Raw genomic sequence first — 16,905 nt, forward strand, 5'->3', positions numbered from 1 at the left:
TTAAGAGTCTAAAATGCTCATTTTCATGCCCTTCTTGCACTCCAGTAAGCTATTTAATTCATACGATTATCCCAATAAATCGCTTTCAACCCTTAAGCACAACATAGCCTTGTTCACCGTTGTTGAACAGTTCAGAACCCAGCTTGATTTCACCGTAAGTTTCGGTTTCGTTGCCCAGACGGAACTTTGAGGCAGCTCCCTTGGCCTGGAATGCTTCTTGATCCCCGCCGCCTGCAGAAAGGCCAACGCCGGAACGAACCACACCATGGAAATCCACAGTCGCCGCAGAAGCAGCAGCAGAAAATACGATAGCTGAAATAGCACCAGCCAGTGGCAGAAGTCTTGCTTTGGTCACAACCAAATTCCTTCACATGTGTTGTCGTGTGTTCGCCATCTCGCATGCTGCAGTCCCCCTCTGAAACGAAATTAATCGTCCAGACTCTGTCAGCAGGCGTTACAACGTGTTGACGTTTTTTAGGCTGTGGGATTCTTTGGCATTAGTGGGGTGAAGAGCAATATGAAAAGGTTTTTAGAAGAAGTTGGCTGAATATTGATCTGTGTCTTTTTGTGAACACTGCAAACAAAATATATTACCAAGGTTGGTGATATTTCGAATCAATGTCAGTTATTTGATATAGGGATAAATCCCTTGGGGAAGGAATCAGGTGTCTGGGCAATCAACCATTCTTCAGGTGGCGGCGCTGGCAGGATTATCCATTGCCACCGTCAGTCGGGTGCTCAATGGCGGAAAATACGTTTCCGAAAGTACCCGCAAGAAGGTATTGGACGCGGCCCATGAGCTGAACTATCAACCCAATTATATGGCCCGGCAGTTGCACGGGCAGAATGCCTTTGTGGTGGGGGTTGTGCTGGGGCTGGATCTGGGAACCATATCGCCGTTTGCATTAAAAGTGTATGAAGCGCTGAAGATTGAGCTGGAGCGGCAGGGGTATTGGGTCAAGCGGGTGAAGTTTTCTCCGGAGGGTGAGCTGATGACGTCGGCCAAAGCCTTTGTTGGCATTGGGTTGCACCATGAAGATCCCCGCTATCAAAAGGTTCAGGAGCAGGAAGCCCCTTACGTGAGTATTGGTGATGTGCGGCAGGGACATTTCTGGGTCGCTTCCAATGATGAACAGGGTGGTTTTCTGGCAACCACACACTTGCTCGGGAATGGCTGTCGTACTATTTATTATGTCTGCCTGCACAGTGATCATGCGGTTTCGTGCATGCGTTACCAGGGCTATCGCAGGGCGATGCTGGAAGCGGGGCTTATTCCCTCGGAAGCCATAGAAATTTCAGTAGATACCGGTCTACCAGCATTAGACAGCTATCGTCGTATACGTGGTTTGCTGGAATCGGGGATTAAGCCCGATGCCTTTGTTGCCTTTTCTGACATTGTCGCCACAGGTATTTCCATGGCACTGGCGGATACCGGTAAGCGGGTACCGGATGATGTTCAGGTGGTGGGTTACGATGGCATTGATGATGATCGCTATCATTCGCTGACTACTGTACGACAGGATATAGACAGCATTGCCGTTCAGGGGGCAGAGCTGGTGATGGAGGCAATCAAATCCTGTGAGCCTCGTGGGTGCTGGCTGGATGTGTTTGTCCGTAAAGGGCAGACCTCCTGTGTTATGACGTGAGCCCGGTATTTTCCTGAAAATGCACAAAATAGGTTGATTTGTATCAAATGCTCACGGATTACCCCAGAAAGTGGGCATTCTGTAAACGTTTTACGATTTCTTTCAGATACCAATTCATTGATGATACCGACCGTTTCTCAGGTCTCTTGTCTCGACAGTGCGAATTTGAATGCTAGTGCTCACTCCAATCTAAACGACAATAGGCTAAAAATTTCAATGATCACCCTGAGGACTTCAGGGAAATACCGAAGTAGGTAGAGATGATGATGAAAAAAACGGTTGCTGCAGCGATTGCTTCTGCGCTGGCTATCTCCATGGGGGCCAACACAGCCATGGCGTTCTCTGACGACGAGCTGGTTGTGTGGATTGGTGGTGATAAAGCCTATAACGGTATGGAAGTGGTAGGTAAGCGTTTTGAAGAAGAGCTGGGCGTTAAGGTAAAGGTTGAGATTCCCGAGAATCTGACCGACCGTTTCCAGCAGGCTGCTGCTACCGGCAAAGGTCCGGATATTGTGATGTGGGCACACGATCGTTTCGGTGAGTGGGCTGAATCCGGTCTGCTGGCACCTGTTAAGCCTTCTGACAGTGTCAAGGCGGATATCGAAGCCAAAGGCTGGCAGGCCACGTCGCACAATGGCAACGTTTACGGCTATCCGGTAGCCATGGAAGCCATCGGCTTGATTTACAACAAGGACATCATCAAAACGGCACCTGCCTCTTATGAAGAGATGTTCGCACTGAAAAAAGAGCTGGATAAGAAGATATCACCACCATCATGTGGGATCAGGTTCAGCCTTACTTCACTACGCCGATGCTGGCCTCCAACGGTGGTTATGTCTTCAAGGAAGTACCTGCTGGCTATGACGTTTCTGATATCGGTGTAAACAGTGCCGGTGCCATCAAAGGTGGCAAGATGCTGGCGAAAATCATCGACGCGGGCGTGATGCCACGGGGCGTTGATTACGGTGTGATGGAAGCCAGCTTCAACAAGGGTGAAGTGGCGATGATGATCACCGGTCCATGGGCCTGGGCCAACCTGGAAAAGAGCAAGATCAACTACGGTGTTGCGCCACTGCCTTCTATCGACGGTAGTCCATCCCGTGCGTTTGTAGGCGTCTGGGCTGCTGCTCTGAACAACGCTTCGCCAAACCAGGGTTTGGCTAAAGAGTTCATCGAGAACTATGTCCTCACCGAAGAAGGTCTGACCACGCTGAACAACGACAAGCCACTGGGTGCCGTTGCTCACAAGGCGTACATGAAGAAGCTGGCGGCGGACCCACGCATCGAAGCCACTTACCAGAACGTCATGAATGGTCTGTTGATGCCTAACGTGCCGGAAATGGGCAAGTTCTGGTCGGCTACCCAGACTGCCCTGACCAATATCACCACCGGTCAGGAAACCGTTGAAGTGGCACTGAACAACGCTGCCAAGCTGATTGCTAACTAAAAACTGCGAAACGGGGTGTAGCGCAGGCTTACATTGACGTGACCCGTTACATCTGCCGATCGTCGTTTTGACGATCGGCTCAAAACCCTCCCGGAGAGACAAACACCATGACCATTCCCGCCAATGTCAGATCATTGTTGTCTGGCAACGGGCCAAAGTGGGCGCTTGTTGCCCTGATTGATCTAGCCCTGCTTTATGTCATTGCCCTGCTCTATTTCCAGGGTGAAGTGCTTTTCCCATTAACCCTGCTGGTTCTGGGCAGCCTGGGCACATGGATTTTTACCAGCAAGCGTGGTTACAGCTATCGCTACGTGTACCCATGTTTGCTGGGCATTATGATGTTTATCGTTTTTCCGCTGGTGTACACCTTTAGCATTTCGTTCACCAATTACGGCTCTGCCAATATTCTGAGTCTTGAGCGGGTCAAAGAGATTCACCTGAACAAGCAGGTAAAAAACGGTGAACACACCTACACACTGGCGCTTTTTCAGCAAAACGATCAGTTTCAGTTACAGCTGACTGATAAAAACGACAAAAACAGTATGTATACCTCCGACGCTTTCGTACTGAATGGTGATCCGGTAGAGGTTAATGCTCGCTCTGGAGCTGATGCAGAGGGTAACAAACTGTCCATGCGGGAGGTGGTCCAGCAACGCTCGGCGCTGGGATCAGTGGCTATTACCCTGACAGACGATACTCGCCTGGTGATGTCGTCCCTGCGTGAGTTTTCTGCCATGGCACCGCAGTATCGGGAAGAGGAAAACGACAGCCTGGTTGAGATAAACACCGGTAACGTCATACGCCCGGATATGACCACGGGGTTCTATGTGACCGACAGTGGTGAGCGGGTTGCCCCCGGTTTCTCTGTGTATGTGGGGGGAGAAAACTACGAACGTATGGTCAATGACAAAGGTATTCGTGAGCCGTTTTTCAAGATTTTTGTCTGGACCGTTGTCTTTTCTGCGGGCAGTGTTCTGTTCTGTCTGGTGATTGGTCTGTTGCTGGCTAACCTGATGCAGTGGGAACCACTGAAAGAGCGGGCGATTTACCGGGTGCTGCTGATCCTTCCCTATGCCGTGCCAGCGTTTATTTCCATTCTGATTTTCAAGGGCTTGTTTAACCAGAACTTCGGTGAGATCAATATGATCCTGGAAGGGCTGTTTGGCATCAGTCCTGAGTGGATGACTGACCCGACTTTTGCCAGAACCATGATTCTGATCGTCAACACCTGGCTGGGTTACCCCTATATGATGATCGTCTGTATGGGTCTGTTGAAAGCGATTCCGGACGATCTCTATGAAGCGTCTGCCATTGATGGTGCCAACCCGATCCATAACCTGTTGTATATAACACTGCCCAATATTGCCAAACCGCTGGCACCGATTCTGATTGCCAGCTTTGCCTTTAACTTCAATAACTTCGTGCTGATTGACCTGTTGACAGCGGGCGGCCCGATGATGGCCGGAACGACAACGGAGGCAGGCTTCACGGATTTGCTGGTGAACTTCACCTTCCGTACGGCATTTGTCGCGGGTCAGGACTTTGGTCTGGCGTCTGCTATTGCCACGATGATCTTCCTGATCGTCGGATTTATCTCCTGGGTTAACCTCAGGGCCACCCGCAGTTCACAGGAGTATTGATCATGGCGATGGTACAACCACGAAACCTGCAATATCGGGTATGGGCAGCCCGGATCGTGATGATTCTGCTGCTCTGTCTGGTGATGTTTCCATTTTTGATGATTATTTCGGTGTCATTCCGGACCGGTAACTTCGCGACCGGCAGTTTGATTCCGGATAACCCCAGCCTGGAACACTGGGCAATGGTGTTGGGTTTTGAGTACACCACTGCCGATGGCACGGTGATTAAGCCCACTTTCCCGGTACTGACCTGGCTGTGGAACTCCCTGAAAGTGAGCTTTACCACCTCGGTGCTGATCCTGATGCTGTCCACCACCGGTGCTTATGCGTTTGCCCGGCTGCGTTTCCGTTTCAAGAACCACTTGCTCACCAGCATGATGATTCTGCAGATGTTCCCGGCGGTGCTGGCCCTGGTGGCTTTCCATGCCTTCTTTAATAAGTTGGGCGGTGTGGTGCCATGGCTGGGTTTGAATACTCACAGTGCCCTGGTGATGTCCTACCTGGGCGGTATCACCATGCACATCTGGCTGATTAAAGGCTATTTCGAAAGTATTGATGTGGCCCTGGAAGAGTCGGCCTATATCGACGGTGCCACCCCCTGGCAGGCATTCAGGCATATTTTGCTGCCACTGTCTGTACCTATTCTGGCGGTTGTATTTGTACTGTCGTTTATTGGGGTGATTGGTGAGTACCCGATTGCCTCTGTCCTGCTCCAGGGCGTTGACCAGCTGACCCTGGCCGTGGGTATGAAACAGTTCCTCTATGCCCAGAACTACCTCTGGGGTGATTTTGCCGCTGCCGCAATTTTGACTGGCATGCCCATTACTGTCGTCTTCCTGATGGCCCAGCGTTATCTGGTCAATGGTCTGACGGCTGGCGGTGTGAAAGGTTAACGGATTTACCGTTTATAAAGGCTTAGACAAGAGAAAGACAATGGCTGAAGTAAAGCTGACCCAACTGGACAAAAGCTACGACGGTGGCAAGACATTTGTTCTGAAGAACATCAATCTGCACATTGACGATGGTGAATTTGTCGCCTTCGTTGGCCCTTCCGGTTGCGGTAAGTCCACGTTGTTGCGGATGATCTGTGGCCTGGAAGATATCTCTGGCGGTTTGTTAGAGCTGGACGGTGAGCGATCCAACGATATGCCGCCCAACGAGCGTCGTGTTGGTATGGTGTTCCAGTCTTATGCCCTCTATCCCCACATGACGGTGCGGGAAAATATGGAGTTTGGCCTGAAGCTGGCAAAAGCGGACAAGGCCGAGATCAATCGTCGTGTGGATGAAGCGGCCAGAATTTTGCAGCTGGAAAAGCTGTTGGATCGTAAGCCAAAGGCAATGTCCGGTGGTCAGCGCCAGCGGGTGGCGATTGGTCGCTCCATTGTGCAGGAGCCGAGGCTGTTTCTGTTTGATGAGCCGCTGTCCAACCTGGATGTTTCCCTGCGGGTACAGATGCGTCAGGAGTTGTCCCGTCTGCATAATAAGCTGAAGACAACGGCTATCTATGTAACCCACGACCAGGTCGAGGCCATGACGCTGGCCGATCGTATCGTGGTACTCAGCCCGCTGGCAGACGGTGCTGAAAGCAATCTGGAGCAGGTGGGGGCACCGCTGGAACTTTATCACAACCCGTGCAACCTGTTTGTGGCCAGCTTTATCGGGTCGCCGAAGATGAATTTCTTCCGTGCCACGATAGTGGAGCCCGGTCAGAAAGAGACTAGAATCAAGCTGGAATGTGGTTCTGAGTTGCGTGTTTGCAACGACACCCGCAATGCCAAGTCTGGCGACAAGGTAACGCTGGGTATTCGGCCACAGGACGTGCTCAATCATGAAGAGGCGGATGGTGCAGAAAACTGCATTACCGGCACGATTGAAACCATTGAACGCCTGGGTAATGAGTCATTTATCTACCTGAACCATCCGGATATTCACGAAGCGTTTATTGCCCGGGTGGAAGACTCCCTGCGTCGTGAGTGCGGTGCCGAATTCCATGTGGGTGTTCCGGCGGAAAACTGTCATCTGTTTGATGCCAGTGGTGTCGCGTTTGCACGGACCAGGTCGCCAGTATTTGACTGATATTGCTGACAGCTGATTGGAAGACCGTTGGAACAACCTGCGTTCCATACGACAAATTTTGTGCAATCTCCGGCAACCTTCCAGGTTGCCGGTCTACTTATGAAGAAACTCAATGCTTGACCACCAATTAATCGACAGTCTGGGTGACCTGTGTGGCATGGCCAGCGGCTATAAGGACTGGGATGGTACTCCGGTAGCTATTAACACTGAGAACAAAACTCCCCTGCTGGCTGCCATGGGTTTTGACGTTAGCAGTAATGCGGCGCTGAAACAGGCGATAGCCACTGAACAGTTAAAGCTGTGGCAATCTCCTTTATCACCAGTGACGGTTGTACATCAGGGACAAAGCTTCTCTTTCGTACTGCGTTGCTCCAGGAGTAAACGTCCATCGTCTGTTGAAGTGCAGATAACTCTGGAAAACGGTGACCAGGTTACCCATCATGCCGATCTGACTACGGCTGTTGTGTCCGAAACCGTGAAGCTGGAGCGCAAAGAGTATATTGCCCTTGAGGTTTCAATACCTGAATACCTGCCACTGGGTTATCACACGATGGCGGTTCAGGGGAAAGCGTTCACGGCAGAAGCCGGATTGATTGTGGTGCCGGACGTTTGTTATGAACCGGAAGCCATGAAACAGGGCGCTAAAATCTGGGGTTCCGGTATTCAGTTGTATACCGTTCGCTCTGAACGTAACTGGGGGATGGGTGATCTGACTGACCTGGGTGCGCTGGCTGCAGGTATGGGTGAGCAGGGGGCTGATTTTGTTGGCCTGAATCCGGTGCATGCCCTGTACCCGTCCAATCCGCTGCACTGTTCGCCTTACAGCCCATCGACCCGTCTGTTTGATAATGTGCTGTACATTGATCCTGAACAAGTGGCGGAGTACACAGGCAGTGCATCAGCCCGGGAGATGGTTGCGCAACATCAGGGATTGATTGATGAATTGCGCAGCACCGACCTTGTGGAATACGACAAGGTTGCACCATTTAAAATGTCGGTGTTGGAACTGTTGTTTAATGAGTTTGCCGAACAGCATCTGGGCAAGGGAACAGACCGGGATCAGGCGTTCACGGCTTTCTGTCAGTCAAGGGGCGCGCGGTTAGATCAGTTTGCCCTGTATGAAGCACTGTATGAGCATTTCCGGAAAACCGATATTAATAGCTGGGGATGGCGCTGCTGGCCAGAAGCGTACCAGACGCCAGACAGTAAAGAGGTCAGGGCTTTTGCCAAGACCAATCAGGCACGGATTACGTTCTTTAAATACCTGCAGTGGCAGATGGATGAACAGCTGCACGCAGCCCAGGAAAAAGCCAAAAACGCCGGTATGATGGTTGGCCTTTACCGTGACCTGGCGGTGGGTGTAGACAGCAACGGTGCCGATGTCTGGACGGATCGTAATTTATTTGTTCTCGAAGCCAGCACCGGTGCGCCGCCCGATGGTTTGGGGCCTATGGGTCAGGATTGGGGTCTGCCACCGTTCAACCCGGTGGTCTTGAAAGAGGAACGTTATCAGCCTTTCGTTGAGCTGATCCGGAACAATATGCGTAACTGCGGTGCGTTGCGTATTGATCATGCCATGGGGCTGTTCCGTCTCTGGTGGTGCCCGAACGGCAACACAGACAACAAAGGTGCCCGTTATGGCTGTTACGTCCATTATCCGCTGCAGGATTTGCTGGGTATTATCAAACTGGAAAGTCATCGCCAACAGTGTCTGGTGTTTGGTGAAGACCTGGGTGTGGTACCACAGGAAATCACCGACAGTCTGCCTCCGGCAAGAATGTACGGCAGTGTGATGGGGATCTTCCAGCAGGATAAGGATCGTTATACGGCACCCGACAAGTACCGTGAAAAAGCCCTGGCGATGCTGGTATGCCATGACACACCTACCATGAAAGGCTGGTGGGATGGCAAAGACATCGACCTGATGGAATCCCTGGGCTTTTTCTCTGAAGAACGTGCCGGCGCTGACCACGATGCCCGTGAACAGACCCGCAAGGCAGTGCTGAATACCCTGGCTGACCTCGGTGAATTACCAGAAGGCGTTGACCTTGAGGCAAACACGGCACCGGCATTCAGTCGTACCATCATGGAGAAATTCAGCTATTACCTGGCTTTGTCGGCTTCGCAAATCACCGGATTCCAGCTGGAAGATGTCATGATGATCGACTCTCCGGTGAATGTACCCGGTACCAGCAGTGAATATCCAAACTGGCGTCGTCGTCTGCCTCAGAGCATTTCTGCAATGCTGGCCAGCGAAGAGAATCAGCAGTTCTTTGCCAACCTGAGTGGCTGTCGTAAGGCGAAATAGCGTCTGACCATCGGTAACCTGTGTGTCGGTTTCAGGAGCCGACAACAGGCTCCTAGGCCTGAGTCTGTAATCGTTTACAGACTCGCGCTCTGATGAATATCGATAGAATTGCAGGCAATTGATTTATCCCGTTGAGTAGTCCGATGAAAAAAACAGCGCTCTGCCTGGCACTTGGCTTACTGGCTGGCTGTGCAACCCATGATTCTGCGATAGCCCCGACGACTAAAGAGCCTGTGGCTGTTTACCACTCTTTACCGACCCTGAATTATCAACCACTGCGGATATACGACGAAGCCATTCAGCAGACCATTGGGCTGACGGAACAGTCTGCAACGCTGAAAACGATTAACAGCAATTCTGCAGTGATAGGCTGGCAGCTACCCGGATATGGTGCCTACCGGTTGAAAATCAGCAGTCAGATAAAACGTGGGAAATTTGGCCGGGAAGCTTCGGCGTTTATGCCGGAAGTACAACTGCTCGATAAGCATTACCAGGTGGTTAAAACCGTGCCTGTTACGGCTTTGGATTACCAGAAGCCGGGCCTGCTTGGTCAGGAGTATTTTTATCACAGCTTTGTGGTAGACAATCGTGACCCGCTGCTGACGCCAGTTGAATACATTGTCGTTTATATGAGTGATGATGGTCGCAACCATAAGCTTCAGGTTGTTGATATGGAGAAGGAGTATGCAAAGGCCCGGGGCTTTATGCCACCGGCTACCAAGGATGTGCTGGCGACGGCCAGTGATCATGGGGTTATTACCCTGGAAGCCATGTCACTGACCGAAGCGTATAGTGCCGGTTCTGCGCCAGGGCCTGCTTATACACCGCCGGTTCCTACAGGAAGGGAGGCTGAGGCAGCTGTTGGTTTCGAGACTATTGCTTTAAGTAAAGAGTATCGAGAGACCGTTTTTCAGTTGCTGGCCGATGGCAAGGTTCAGGAGGCTTTGGCGCTGCGGGAGAGTGCGGGTCAGATGCATGCTGATCTGCAGGAGGCATTTTCTGCGCTTTATAGACGTGAATCCGCAGGTAATGCCATTGAAAGCACCGCTTCAGACTCGCAGGAAATCTATAAACGTTTGTCCCATGCTTATCAGCAGCAGTTAATAATGCATTTGCAACAAGGTGAAACCCGGGCTGCCCTGAGGGTGATTGATCAGTCCAGAATGCTGCTCAGCCATATAGATGCGCTGTTCTGACAGTGATTCGAGCTACCAACTCGTTTTCTCGTTCCCGGGGAGGAGAGGGTGATGCTTAAGGCCTGAAAAGAAGGGAACCACAAAGGCACAAAGACACAAAGTTTTTTCTGGGCTTGCCGGGGCTACGCTCGGCAATCAAAAAGGCTTTCTTAGTGTCTTCGTGTCTTTGTGGTTCAAGGCTTTTATACTTTTTGCAACATCCTCAGAACCTTGGGAACGAGTTCAAAACAGTAGGCCATTGTCTTCAATCCTGCGTATCAGCATTTCTTATTTCCCAAACTTGTAGAGTGTAATTGGTCATATCACCTTCCCCGGTACGGCTCAAGACCACCACTTCATGCTCTGACATGGGATTGAAGCATGCTTTTATGATACCGTCTTGCTCGATCTTCCCCTTGAGTGACCAGTGCTTTTGATCGTTGAGCCCCAGGATTCCTACCATTGAAGAGTGACGAGTCAGCGCATGAAGACCCGACAGGCTAAAGTCGGTTGTGGCTGGGGTGTGCTCCCTGATGATGGTTTGAATTGACCATGTCCCTGCCTGGCTCTTCTCCCAGATACAAATTGTACCGGTCCCTCTCCAGTTGGTATAGCTGGTGGTCAGCAAGTGACTGTCAGACGGGCTGAATCGCGCCTGATACACTGCGCCATCGTGTTTGAGCCTTATTGCTGATTCAAGCCTTGACGCGGAACTCGACTCCGGCGAGAGACGCGGGTTCAGCGACCAGTCAGACCAATTTTCCGGTCTGTGCCATAGCAGCAAATCCTCGCAAGGCATCGGACCACGAATTGCATCAGATATAGCGAACAGGTATTGACCGCTAGAGCTGAATTGCAGCGGAAAGAATGTCGGGAAGATCACCGTCTCTTGCCATTTCCCCGATGGATCCGGGCTGTGAATGGCAACCCGTCCGGGACTGCAGGGTTTGCGATCAATGCACACCAGAAGCTGATCTGCCACTGGACTGAAGCGGGCATAACTACAATCCTCTGCTATTAATATTGAATGCTGTGCTGACCAGACTCCACAATCATCCAGAGATAAAATGGTTCTTTTATTCAGCGTGTGCAATGACAGATACCGCTCCGATGGGCTGAACTGAACTGTACCAATAAACCCTTCGGGGGAGAGGCCGGAAACCTTCATTTTCAGCCAATTATTATTATTTTCGTCCATGCACCAGAGGAGTACCTGATCGTCCTCATTACAGGTCACCATATATTTCCCGGAAGGGCTGAATTGGACCTTATGGATCGACGAAGTTTCCTTGCCGACTTCCTCCCAACAGCGGTTAGCAGACCGTAAGGTATTCACATAACCCTCACTGCAGCGGGTCAACAGGCGGTTCGTGCAAGCACTGAAATTTGCCCCGGTAATCACCCGGCTGCCGCTGTTATCGGGCCAATTGACGTGCTCTTCTGCCCATTGTCCCCGGTCATCCCTGGTCAGAATTCGGTGGTCATGCAAATAACGACCATAAAACAACAGATGACGACTGGACGGGCTGAGGCAAAAATCAAGAATAGCTTCGGTCTGATTATATGGTTCACCTGGATCACGCTGCGGGAGAGTGACTTTGTGTCGCGGAACCAGGCGGTAAGCCGGGCATGATTCCATCCTCCTCAGGGTGCCAAGGCATAGTAGTGCGGACATCTGCGGGAGGTCCTTTATTATCCTGTCCCTGAACGATGTCCCTCTGTTGTTGCGTGATTCACGAATGGCAAATGGATGAGAGTGCCGGGATTTTTTCTGCCACGGGGCGATTTTCCGGTACTGTTCTCGGAAGCGTTGCGGAAGTCGGGCAAAATAAGACAGTTCCTGAATATATTTGTGTTCCTTCACCACTTTCCGGAAAGTCTGGCAGGTTGCATTAACTTGCGGGATGTCATCGAATTCAAGGTAGTCAAAAATCATGACCAAAAGTTCAGGGGGGAATTCAGTAATCCTTCTTTGCCACAAAGGCTGTTGTTGCGGAAATTGTTGTGGAAACTGTGGCTGCGGGCTTGCCTCCGGGAGCGCAATAGCGGAGCTGGGGGGGGGGCGTTTTAGCTGGCTCATTTACAGGCCAATCCGGTGCAATCGAAGTGCCGACAGTCCCCGGAAACAGAGGGTCGCTCATTGACTTACTCCACTCTTAATGAGTTATTACCGGCACTGCGCGAACCTGCACTACCGATTCATTATGTTAATGGACAGCCCTGAGGGCAGGAAGTTCCGGGGCAGAAACAGGTTGTTTCACATTGTGCAGGCTGCGGTATCTCATCGTTCCCACGTTCTGCGATACCGGATTTGCCAACTGTGAAACAAACTCTTATTGCGCGGAATCGTGGTGGTTTAATCGGGATTTTGTCTTTGTGGTGAGGTTTGGTATGCATTCCCACGGAGGAGAGGGTGTTGCAAAAGTTAAAAAAGCCTTGAACCACAAAGGCACAAAGACACAAAGTTTTTCTGGGCTTGCCTGAGCTACGCTCAGCAAACAAAATGGCTTTCTTTGTGCCTCTGTGTCTTTGTGGTTCACTTCTTTTTAAGGCTTTTCGCAACACCGTCAGGACCGTGGGAACAAGTTCAAAACAGCAGGCCATTGTCTTCAATCCGACGTATCAGCATCTCTTATTTCCCAAACTTGTAGAGTGAAATTGGTCATATCGCCTTCCCCGGTATAGCTCAAGACCAGCACTTCATGCTCTGACATGGGATTGAAGCGTGCATTGATGATACCGTCTTGCTCGATCTCCCCCTTGAGTGACCAGTGCTTTTGATCGTTGAGCCCCAGGATTCCTACCATGTGAGAGGTGTGAATCAGCGCATGAAGGCCCGACAGGCTAAAGCCGGTGATGATTGGGGAGTACTTCCTGGTGATGGTTTGAATTGACCATGTCCCTGCCTGGCTCTTCTCCCAGATACAGATTGTGCCGACCCCACCAATATAGCTGGTGGTCAGCAAGTGACTGTCAGACGGGCTGAATCGTGCCTGACGCACTGCGCCATCATGTTTGAGCCTTATGGCTGATTCAAGCCTTGACGCGGAACTCAACTCCGGCGAAAGACACGGGTTCAGCGACCAGTCAGACCAATTTTCCGGTCTGTGCCATAGCAGCAAATCCTCGCAAGGCGTCGGACCACCAATTTTATCAGATATAGCGAACAGGTATTTACCGGTAGAGCTGAATTTCAGCGGAAAGTATGTCGGGAAGATCACCGTCTCTTGCCATTTCCCCGATGGATCCGGGCTGTGAATGGCAACCCGTCCGGGATTGTAGGGTTTGTAGGGTTTGCGATCAATACACACCAGAAGCTGATCTGCCACTGGGCTGAAGCGGTCATAACTCCAACCGAAACCCTCTCCTCTAAATAATATTGAATGCTGTGCTGACCAGACTCCACAATCATCCAGAGATAAAATGGTTCTTTTATCCCGCGTGTGCAGTGACAGATACCGCTCCGATGGACTGAACTGAACTTCACCAGTCAACCTTTCGGGGGAGAGGCCGGAAACCTTCATTTTCAGCCAATCATTATTATTTTCGTCCATGCACCAGAGGCGTACCTGATGGTCCTCATTACAGGTCACCATATATTTCCCGGAAGGGCTGAATTGGACCTTCTGGTTCGGCAAAATTTTCTTGCCGACTTCTTCCCAACCGCTGTTAGCAGACCGTAAGGTATTTACATAACCCTCACGGCTGCGGGTTAACAGGCGATTCGTGCAAGCACTGAAATTTGCCGCGGTAATCACCCGGCTGCCGCTGTTACCGGACCAATTGACGTGCTCTTCTGCCCATTGACCCCGGTCATCCCTGGTCAGAATTCGGGAGTCATGCAAAAAACGGCCATAAAACAACAGATGACGACTGGACTGGCTGAGGCAAAAATCAATCCTGGCTTCGATCCGGCTATATCGTTCACTTGGATTACGCTGCGGGAGAGTGACTCTGTGTCGCGGCACCAGGCGGTAAGCCGGGCATGATTCCATCCTCCGCAAGGTGTCAAGGCATAGTAGTGCGGACATCTGCGGGAGGTTCTTTATTATCCTGTCCCTGAACGATGTCCCTCTGTTGTTGCGTGATGCTGGAGTGGCAAATGGATGAAAGCAATGGGATTTTTTCTGCCACGGGGCTGTTTGCCGGTACTGTTCACGGAAGCGTTGCGGAAGTCGGGCAAAATAAGACAGTTCCTGAATATATTTGTATTCTTTCACCACGTCCCGGAAAGCCAGGCAGGTTGCATTAACTTGCCGGATGTCATCAAATTCAAGGTGGTCAAAAATTATGGCCAAAAGTTCGCGGGGGAGTTCAGTAATCGTTCTTTGCCACAACGGCTGTTGTTGCGGAAACTGTGTCTGCGGGCTTGCCGCCGGGAGTTCGATAGCGCGTGGGGAGCTGGGGGGTGTCGTTTTAGCAGGCTCATTGGCAGGCCAATCCGGTACGCCGACAGCCCTTGGAGACAGAGGGTCGCTCATTGACTTACTCCATTCTTATTACCGGCACTGCGAGAACCTTCACAACCATGAATTCCTTAATGTCTAAGACAGGTTGTTTGACATCCAGCAGGCTCCGGTGTCTTCTTATTTCCAGGCTCTGCGTGGTAATACATACCGCATTTGTCTTCAATCCGGTGTACCAGCATCTCTTATTTCCCAGACTTGTAAATGGATATTGGTAACGTCGCCATTCTGAGTTTGGCTCAGGACCATCACCTCATGCTCTGATAGTGGATTGAAGTAGGCTTTCAGAATACCGTCTTGCTTGATACCCCCTTTGAGTGACCAGTGCTGTTGACCGTTGCGCCCGAGGATTCCTACCATTGAAGGGTTCCAGGTCAGCACATGAAGGCCGGACGGGCTAAACCAGGGTACGGTGATTGGGGCACATTCTCCGGTGATGGCTTCAATTGCCCATTGTCCAGTCTGGCTCTTCCCCCAGATGTAGACTGTACCCGACTCGCAGCTGACCAATAAGTGGTTGTCAGACGGACTGAACCGCGCCACTTTCACCAGAGAATTGTGTCTGAGCCCTATTTCTGAATCAAGAATCGCTCTTGATACGGCATCTTGCTGTAGCAAGCGACCATCGTCCAGCGGCCCGGCAGACAAATTTTCCGGTATGCGCCATAGCAGCACATCATGGTCTCTGACCCTGTCTTGCTGCATATCTTGCCGCATGCCAAGCCGCACGAAGCCCGTGAATGAGGCCTTATTGAACAGATATTGACCGGTAGAACTGAAGAAAACCGGACAAAAGTATGGGAAGATCATCGTCTCTTCCCATTCTCCCGATGGTTCCAGGCTGTACATTGAGACCCGCCCGGGAATGCCATGATGTTTTTCAAAACCCACCAGAAACTGATCCGTGACCGGGCTAAATTGGGCCTGAGTAACATAATCATCTTTACATTTTTTCAACCTCTGTGATTTCCAGTCTTTAGCGCTGCAATCATTCAGAGATAGCATCGTTATTTCATTCGCACATGATGGTAGATGCGACCAGAGGAGTGCCAGATATCGCTCCGATGAACTAAACAGGACGAGTTTAGTCAACTCTCCGGAGAGGCCGTTAATCTCCACTTTTCGCCATTTATTATTATTGTTGTCCATGTGACAGACGATGAAAGGATCTTGCTTGTAGGCCGCCATATATTCCCCCGAGGGGCTGAACACGACCGCATGACCCGACAACATTAGCTTGTCGTTCTCGTCCCAGCGGTTGTGGGCAGGTTGCAACATACTCGCGCGATTCATACCGTTCCAGGTAAACAGGCGATTTTCACAAGGACTGAAATTTGCCCCGGAAACCACCCGGGAGCGGCTGTTATCGGACCAATACAGGTGCTCTTCTGCCCATTGCCCCTGGTCATCCCTGGCCAGAACCCGGGAGTCATTCAGGCAACGGCCATAAAACAACAGATGGCGACAGGACGGGCTGAAGTGAACCCCAAGTACGACACCGGCCTGTGGCTGTGAATGCCATGCTGCACGCTGAGGGATCGTAACTTTTAATCGCTTGACCATACGATAAGCCGGACGTGATTCCATCCTCCCCAGGGTGTCGAGGCATAATAGGGCGGACATCTGCGGGAGGTTCTTTATTATCCTGTCCCTGAACGATATCCCTCTGTTGTTGCGTGATGCCGGAGTGGCAAATGGATGAAAGCACCAGGATTTTTTCTGCCCAAAGACATGTTGCTGGAACTGTTCCCGGAAACGTCGGGGAAGCCGGGCAAAATAAGACAGTTGCTGAATGTATTTGCATTCTTTGACCACATCCCGAAATGCCAGGCAGGTTGCATTTACATGGCGGATATCATCGAATTCAAGGTGGTCAAAAATTATGGCCAAAAGTTCGTGAGGAAGTTCAGTAATCCTCCTTTGCCACAACGGCTGTTGTTGCGGAAACTGTGTTTGCGGGCTCGCTGCCGGGAGCGCAATAGCGGAGCTGGGGGGTGTGGTTTTAGCAGGCTCATTTACAGGCCAATTCGGTGCAATCGAAGCGTCGGCAGCCCTTGGAAACAGAGGGTCGCTCATTGACTTACTCCATTCTTAATGAGTTATTACCGGCACTGCGAGACACATCGCAACCATTGACTCACGGTTTT

10 protein-coding genes and 1 pseudogene are annotated in these 16,905 nt (G+C 51.1%); 7 read left to right on the forward strand and 4 right to left on the reverse strand.

Annotated features, from left to right (window positions below):
• Positions 1 to 85: 85 nt before the first annotated feature.
• Positions 86 to 355, reverse strand: a complete 270-nt coding sequence (locus O3276_RS18125) for a carbohydrate porin (RefSeq protein ID WP_269672592.1) — start codon at positions 353 to 355, stop codon at positions 86 to 88.
• A gap of 310 nt (positions 356 to 665) precedes the next feature.
• On the opposite strand from O3276_RS18125, the gene O3276_RS18130 reads away from it, so the two are divergent.
• The 7 genes and pseudogenes from O3276_RS18130 (at position 666) to O3276_RS18160 (ending at position 10,313) form a co-directional block, all read left to right on the forward strand.
• The gene (locus O3276_RS18130) at positions 666 to 1,646 is read left to right on the forward strand and encodes a LacI family DNA-binding transcriptional regulator (RefSeq protein WP_269672593.1); all 981 of its coding nucleotides are present in this window, start codon (positions 666 to 668) and stop codon (positions 1,644 to 1,646) included.
• 392 nt (positions 1,647 to 2,038) lie between these two features.
• Positions 2,039 to 3,093, forward strand: a pseudogene (gene malE, locus O3276_RS18135) (maltose/maltodextrin ABC transporter substrate-binding protein MalE).
• 107 nt (positions 3,094 to 3,200) lie between these two features.
• The gene (malF, locus tag O3276_RS18140) at positions 3,201 to 4,733 is read left to right on the forward strand and encodes a maltose ABC transporter permease MalF (RefSeq protein WP_269672594.1); all 1,533 of its coding nucleotides are present in this window, start codon (positions 3,201 to 3,203) and stop codon (positions 4,731 to 4,733) included.
• A 2-nt stretch (positions 4,734 to 4,735) separates the two neighbouring features.
• The gene (gene malG, locus O3276_RS18145; protein WP_269672595.1) at positions 4,736 to 5,626 is read left to right on the forward strand and encodes a maltose ABC transporter permease MalG; all 891 of its coding nucleotides are present in this window, start codon (positions 4,736 to 4,738) and stop codon (positions 5,624 to 5,626) included.
• A 40-nt stretch (positions 5,627 to 5,666) separates the two neighbouring features.
• Positions 5,667 to 6,809, forward strand: coding sequence for an ABC transporter ATP-binding protein (locus O3276_RS18150; protein ID WP_269672596.1), 1,143 nt, complete (start codon positions 5,667 to 5,669; stop codon positions 6,807 to 6,809).
• A 112-nt stretch (positions 6,810 to 6,921) separates the two neighbouring features.
• Positions 6,922 to 9,117 carry a 4-alpha-glucanotransferase gene (gene malQ, locus O3276_RS18155; protein WP_269672597.1) on the forward strand — a complete coding sequence of 732 codons (2,196 nt, stop codon included), beginning with the start codon at positions 6,922 to 6,924 and terminating at the stop codon, positions 9,115 to 9,117.
• A 143-nt stretch (positions 9,118 to 9,260) separates the two neighbouring features.
• Positions 9,261 to 10,313 carry a MalM family protein gene (locus O3276_RS18160; protein WP_269672598.1) on the forward strand — a complete coding sequence of 351 codons (1,053 nt, stop codon included), beginning with the start codon at positions 9,261 to 9,263 and terminating at the stop codon, positions 10,311 to 10,313.
• A 244-nt stretch (positions 10,314 to 10,557) separates the two neighbouring features.
• Here the strand turns inward: O3276_RS18160 and O3276_RS18165 are convergent, their stop codons facing one another.
• The 3 genes from O3276_RS18165 to O3276_RS18175 form a co-directional block, all read right to left on the reverse strand.
• Positions 10,558 to 12,372, reverse strand: coding sequence for an F-box/WD repeat-containing protein (locus O3276_RS18165; protein ID WP_269672599.1), 1,815 nt, complete (start codon positions 12,370 to 12,372; stop codon positions 10,558 to 10,560).
• Between the two features lie 529 nt (positions 12,373 to 12,901).
• Entirely contained in the window at positions 12,902 to 14,773 is a 1,872-nt protein-coding gene (locus O3276_RS18170; protein WP_269672600.1) for an F-box/WD repeat-containing protein, read from the reverse strand.
• Between the two features lie 147 nt (positions 14,774 to 14,920).
• Entirely contained in the window at positions 14,921 to 16,834 is a 1,914-nt protein-coding gene (locus O3276_RS18175) for an F-box/WD40 repeat-containing protein (RefSeq protein ID WP_269672601.1), read from the reverse strand.
• Positions 16,835 to 16,905: the final 71 nt, after the last annotated feature.

This window comes from Endozoicomonas sp. GU-1 (assembly GCF_027366395.1).
Lineage (GTDB): Bacteria > Pseudomonadota > Gammaproteobacteria > Pseudomonadales > Endozoicomonadaceae > Endozoicomonas.

What these genes read in the sequence shown, in the direction of transcription:
- O3276_RS18165 (WP_269672599.1), bottom strand. Translation starts at nt 12,372, where the DNA reads ATGAGCCAGCTAAAACGCCCCCCCCCCAGCTCCGCTATTGCGCTCCCG.
- O3276_RS18150 (WP_269672596.1), top strand. Translation starts at nt 5,667, where the DNA reads ATGGCTGAAGTAAAGCTGACCCAACTGGACAAAAGCTACGACGGTGGC.
- O3276_RS18175 (WP_269672601.1), bottom strand. Translation starts at nt 16,834, where the DNA reads ATGAGCGACCCTCTGTTTCCAAGGGCTGCCGACGCTTCGATTGCACCG.
- O3276_RS18160 (WP_269672598.1), top strand. Translation starts at nt 9,261, where the DNA reads ATGAAAAAAACAGCGCTCTGCCTGGCACTTGGCTTACTGGCTGGCTGT.
- malF (WP_269672594.1), top strand. Translation starts at nt 3,201, where the DNA reads ATGACCATTCCCGCCAATGTCAGATCATTGTTGTCTGGCAACGGGCCA.
- O3276_RS18170 (WP_269672600.1), bottom strand. Translation starts at nt 14,773, where the DNA reads ATGAGCGACCCTCTGTCTCCAAGGGCTGTCGGCGTACCGGATTGGCCT.
- malG (WP_269672595.1), top strand. Translation starts at nt 4,736, where the DNA reads ATGGCGATGGTACAACCACGAAACCTGCAATATCGGGTATGGGCAGCC.
- malQ (WP_269672597.1), top strand. Translation starts at nt 6,922, where the DNA reads ATGCTTGACCACCAATTAATCGACAGTCTGGGTGACCTGTGTGGCATG.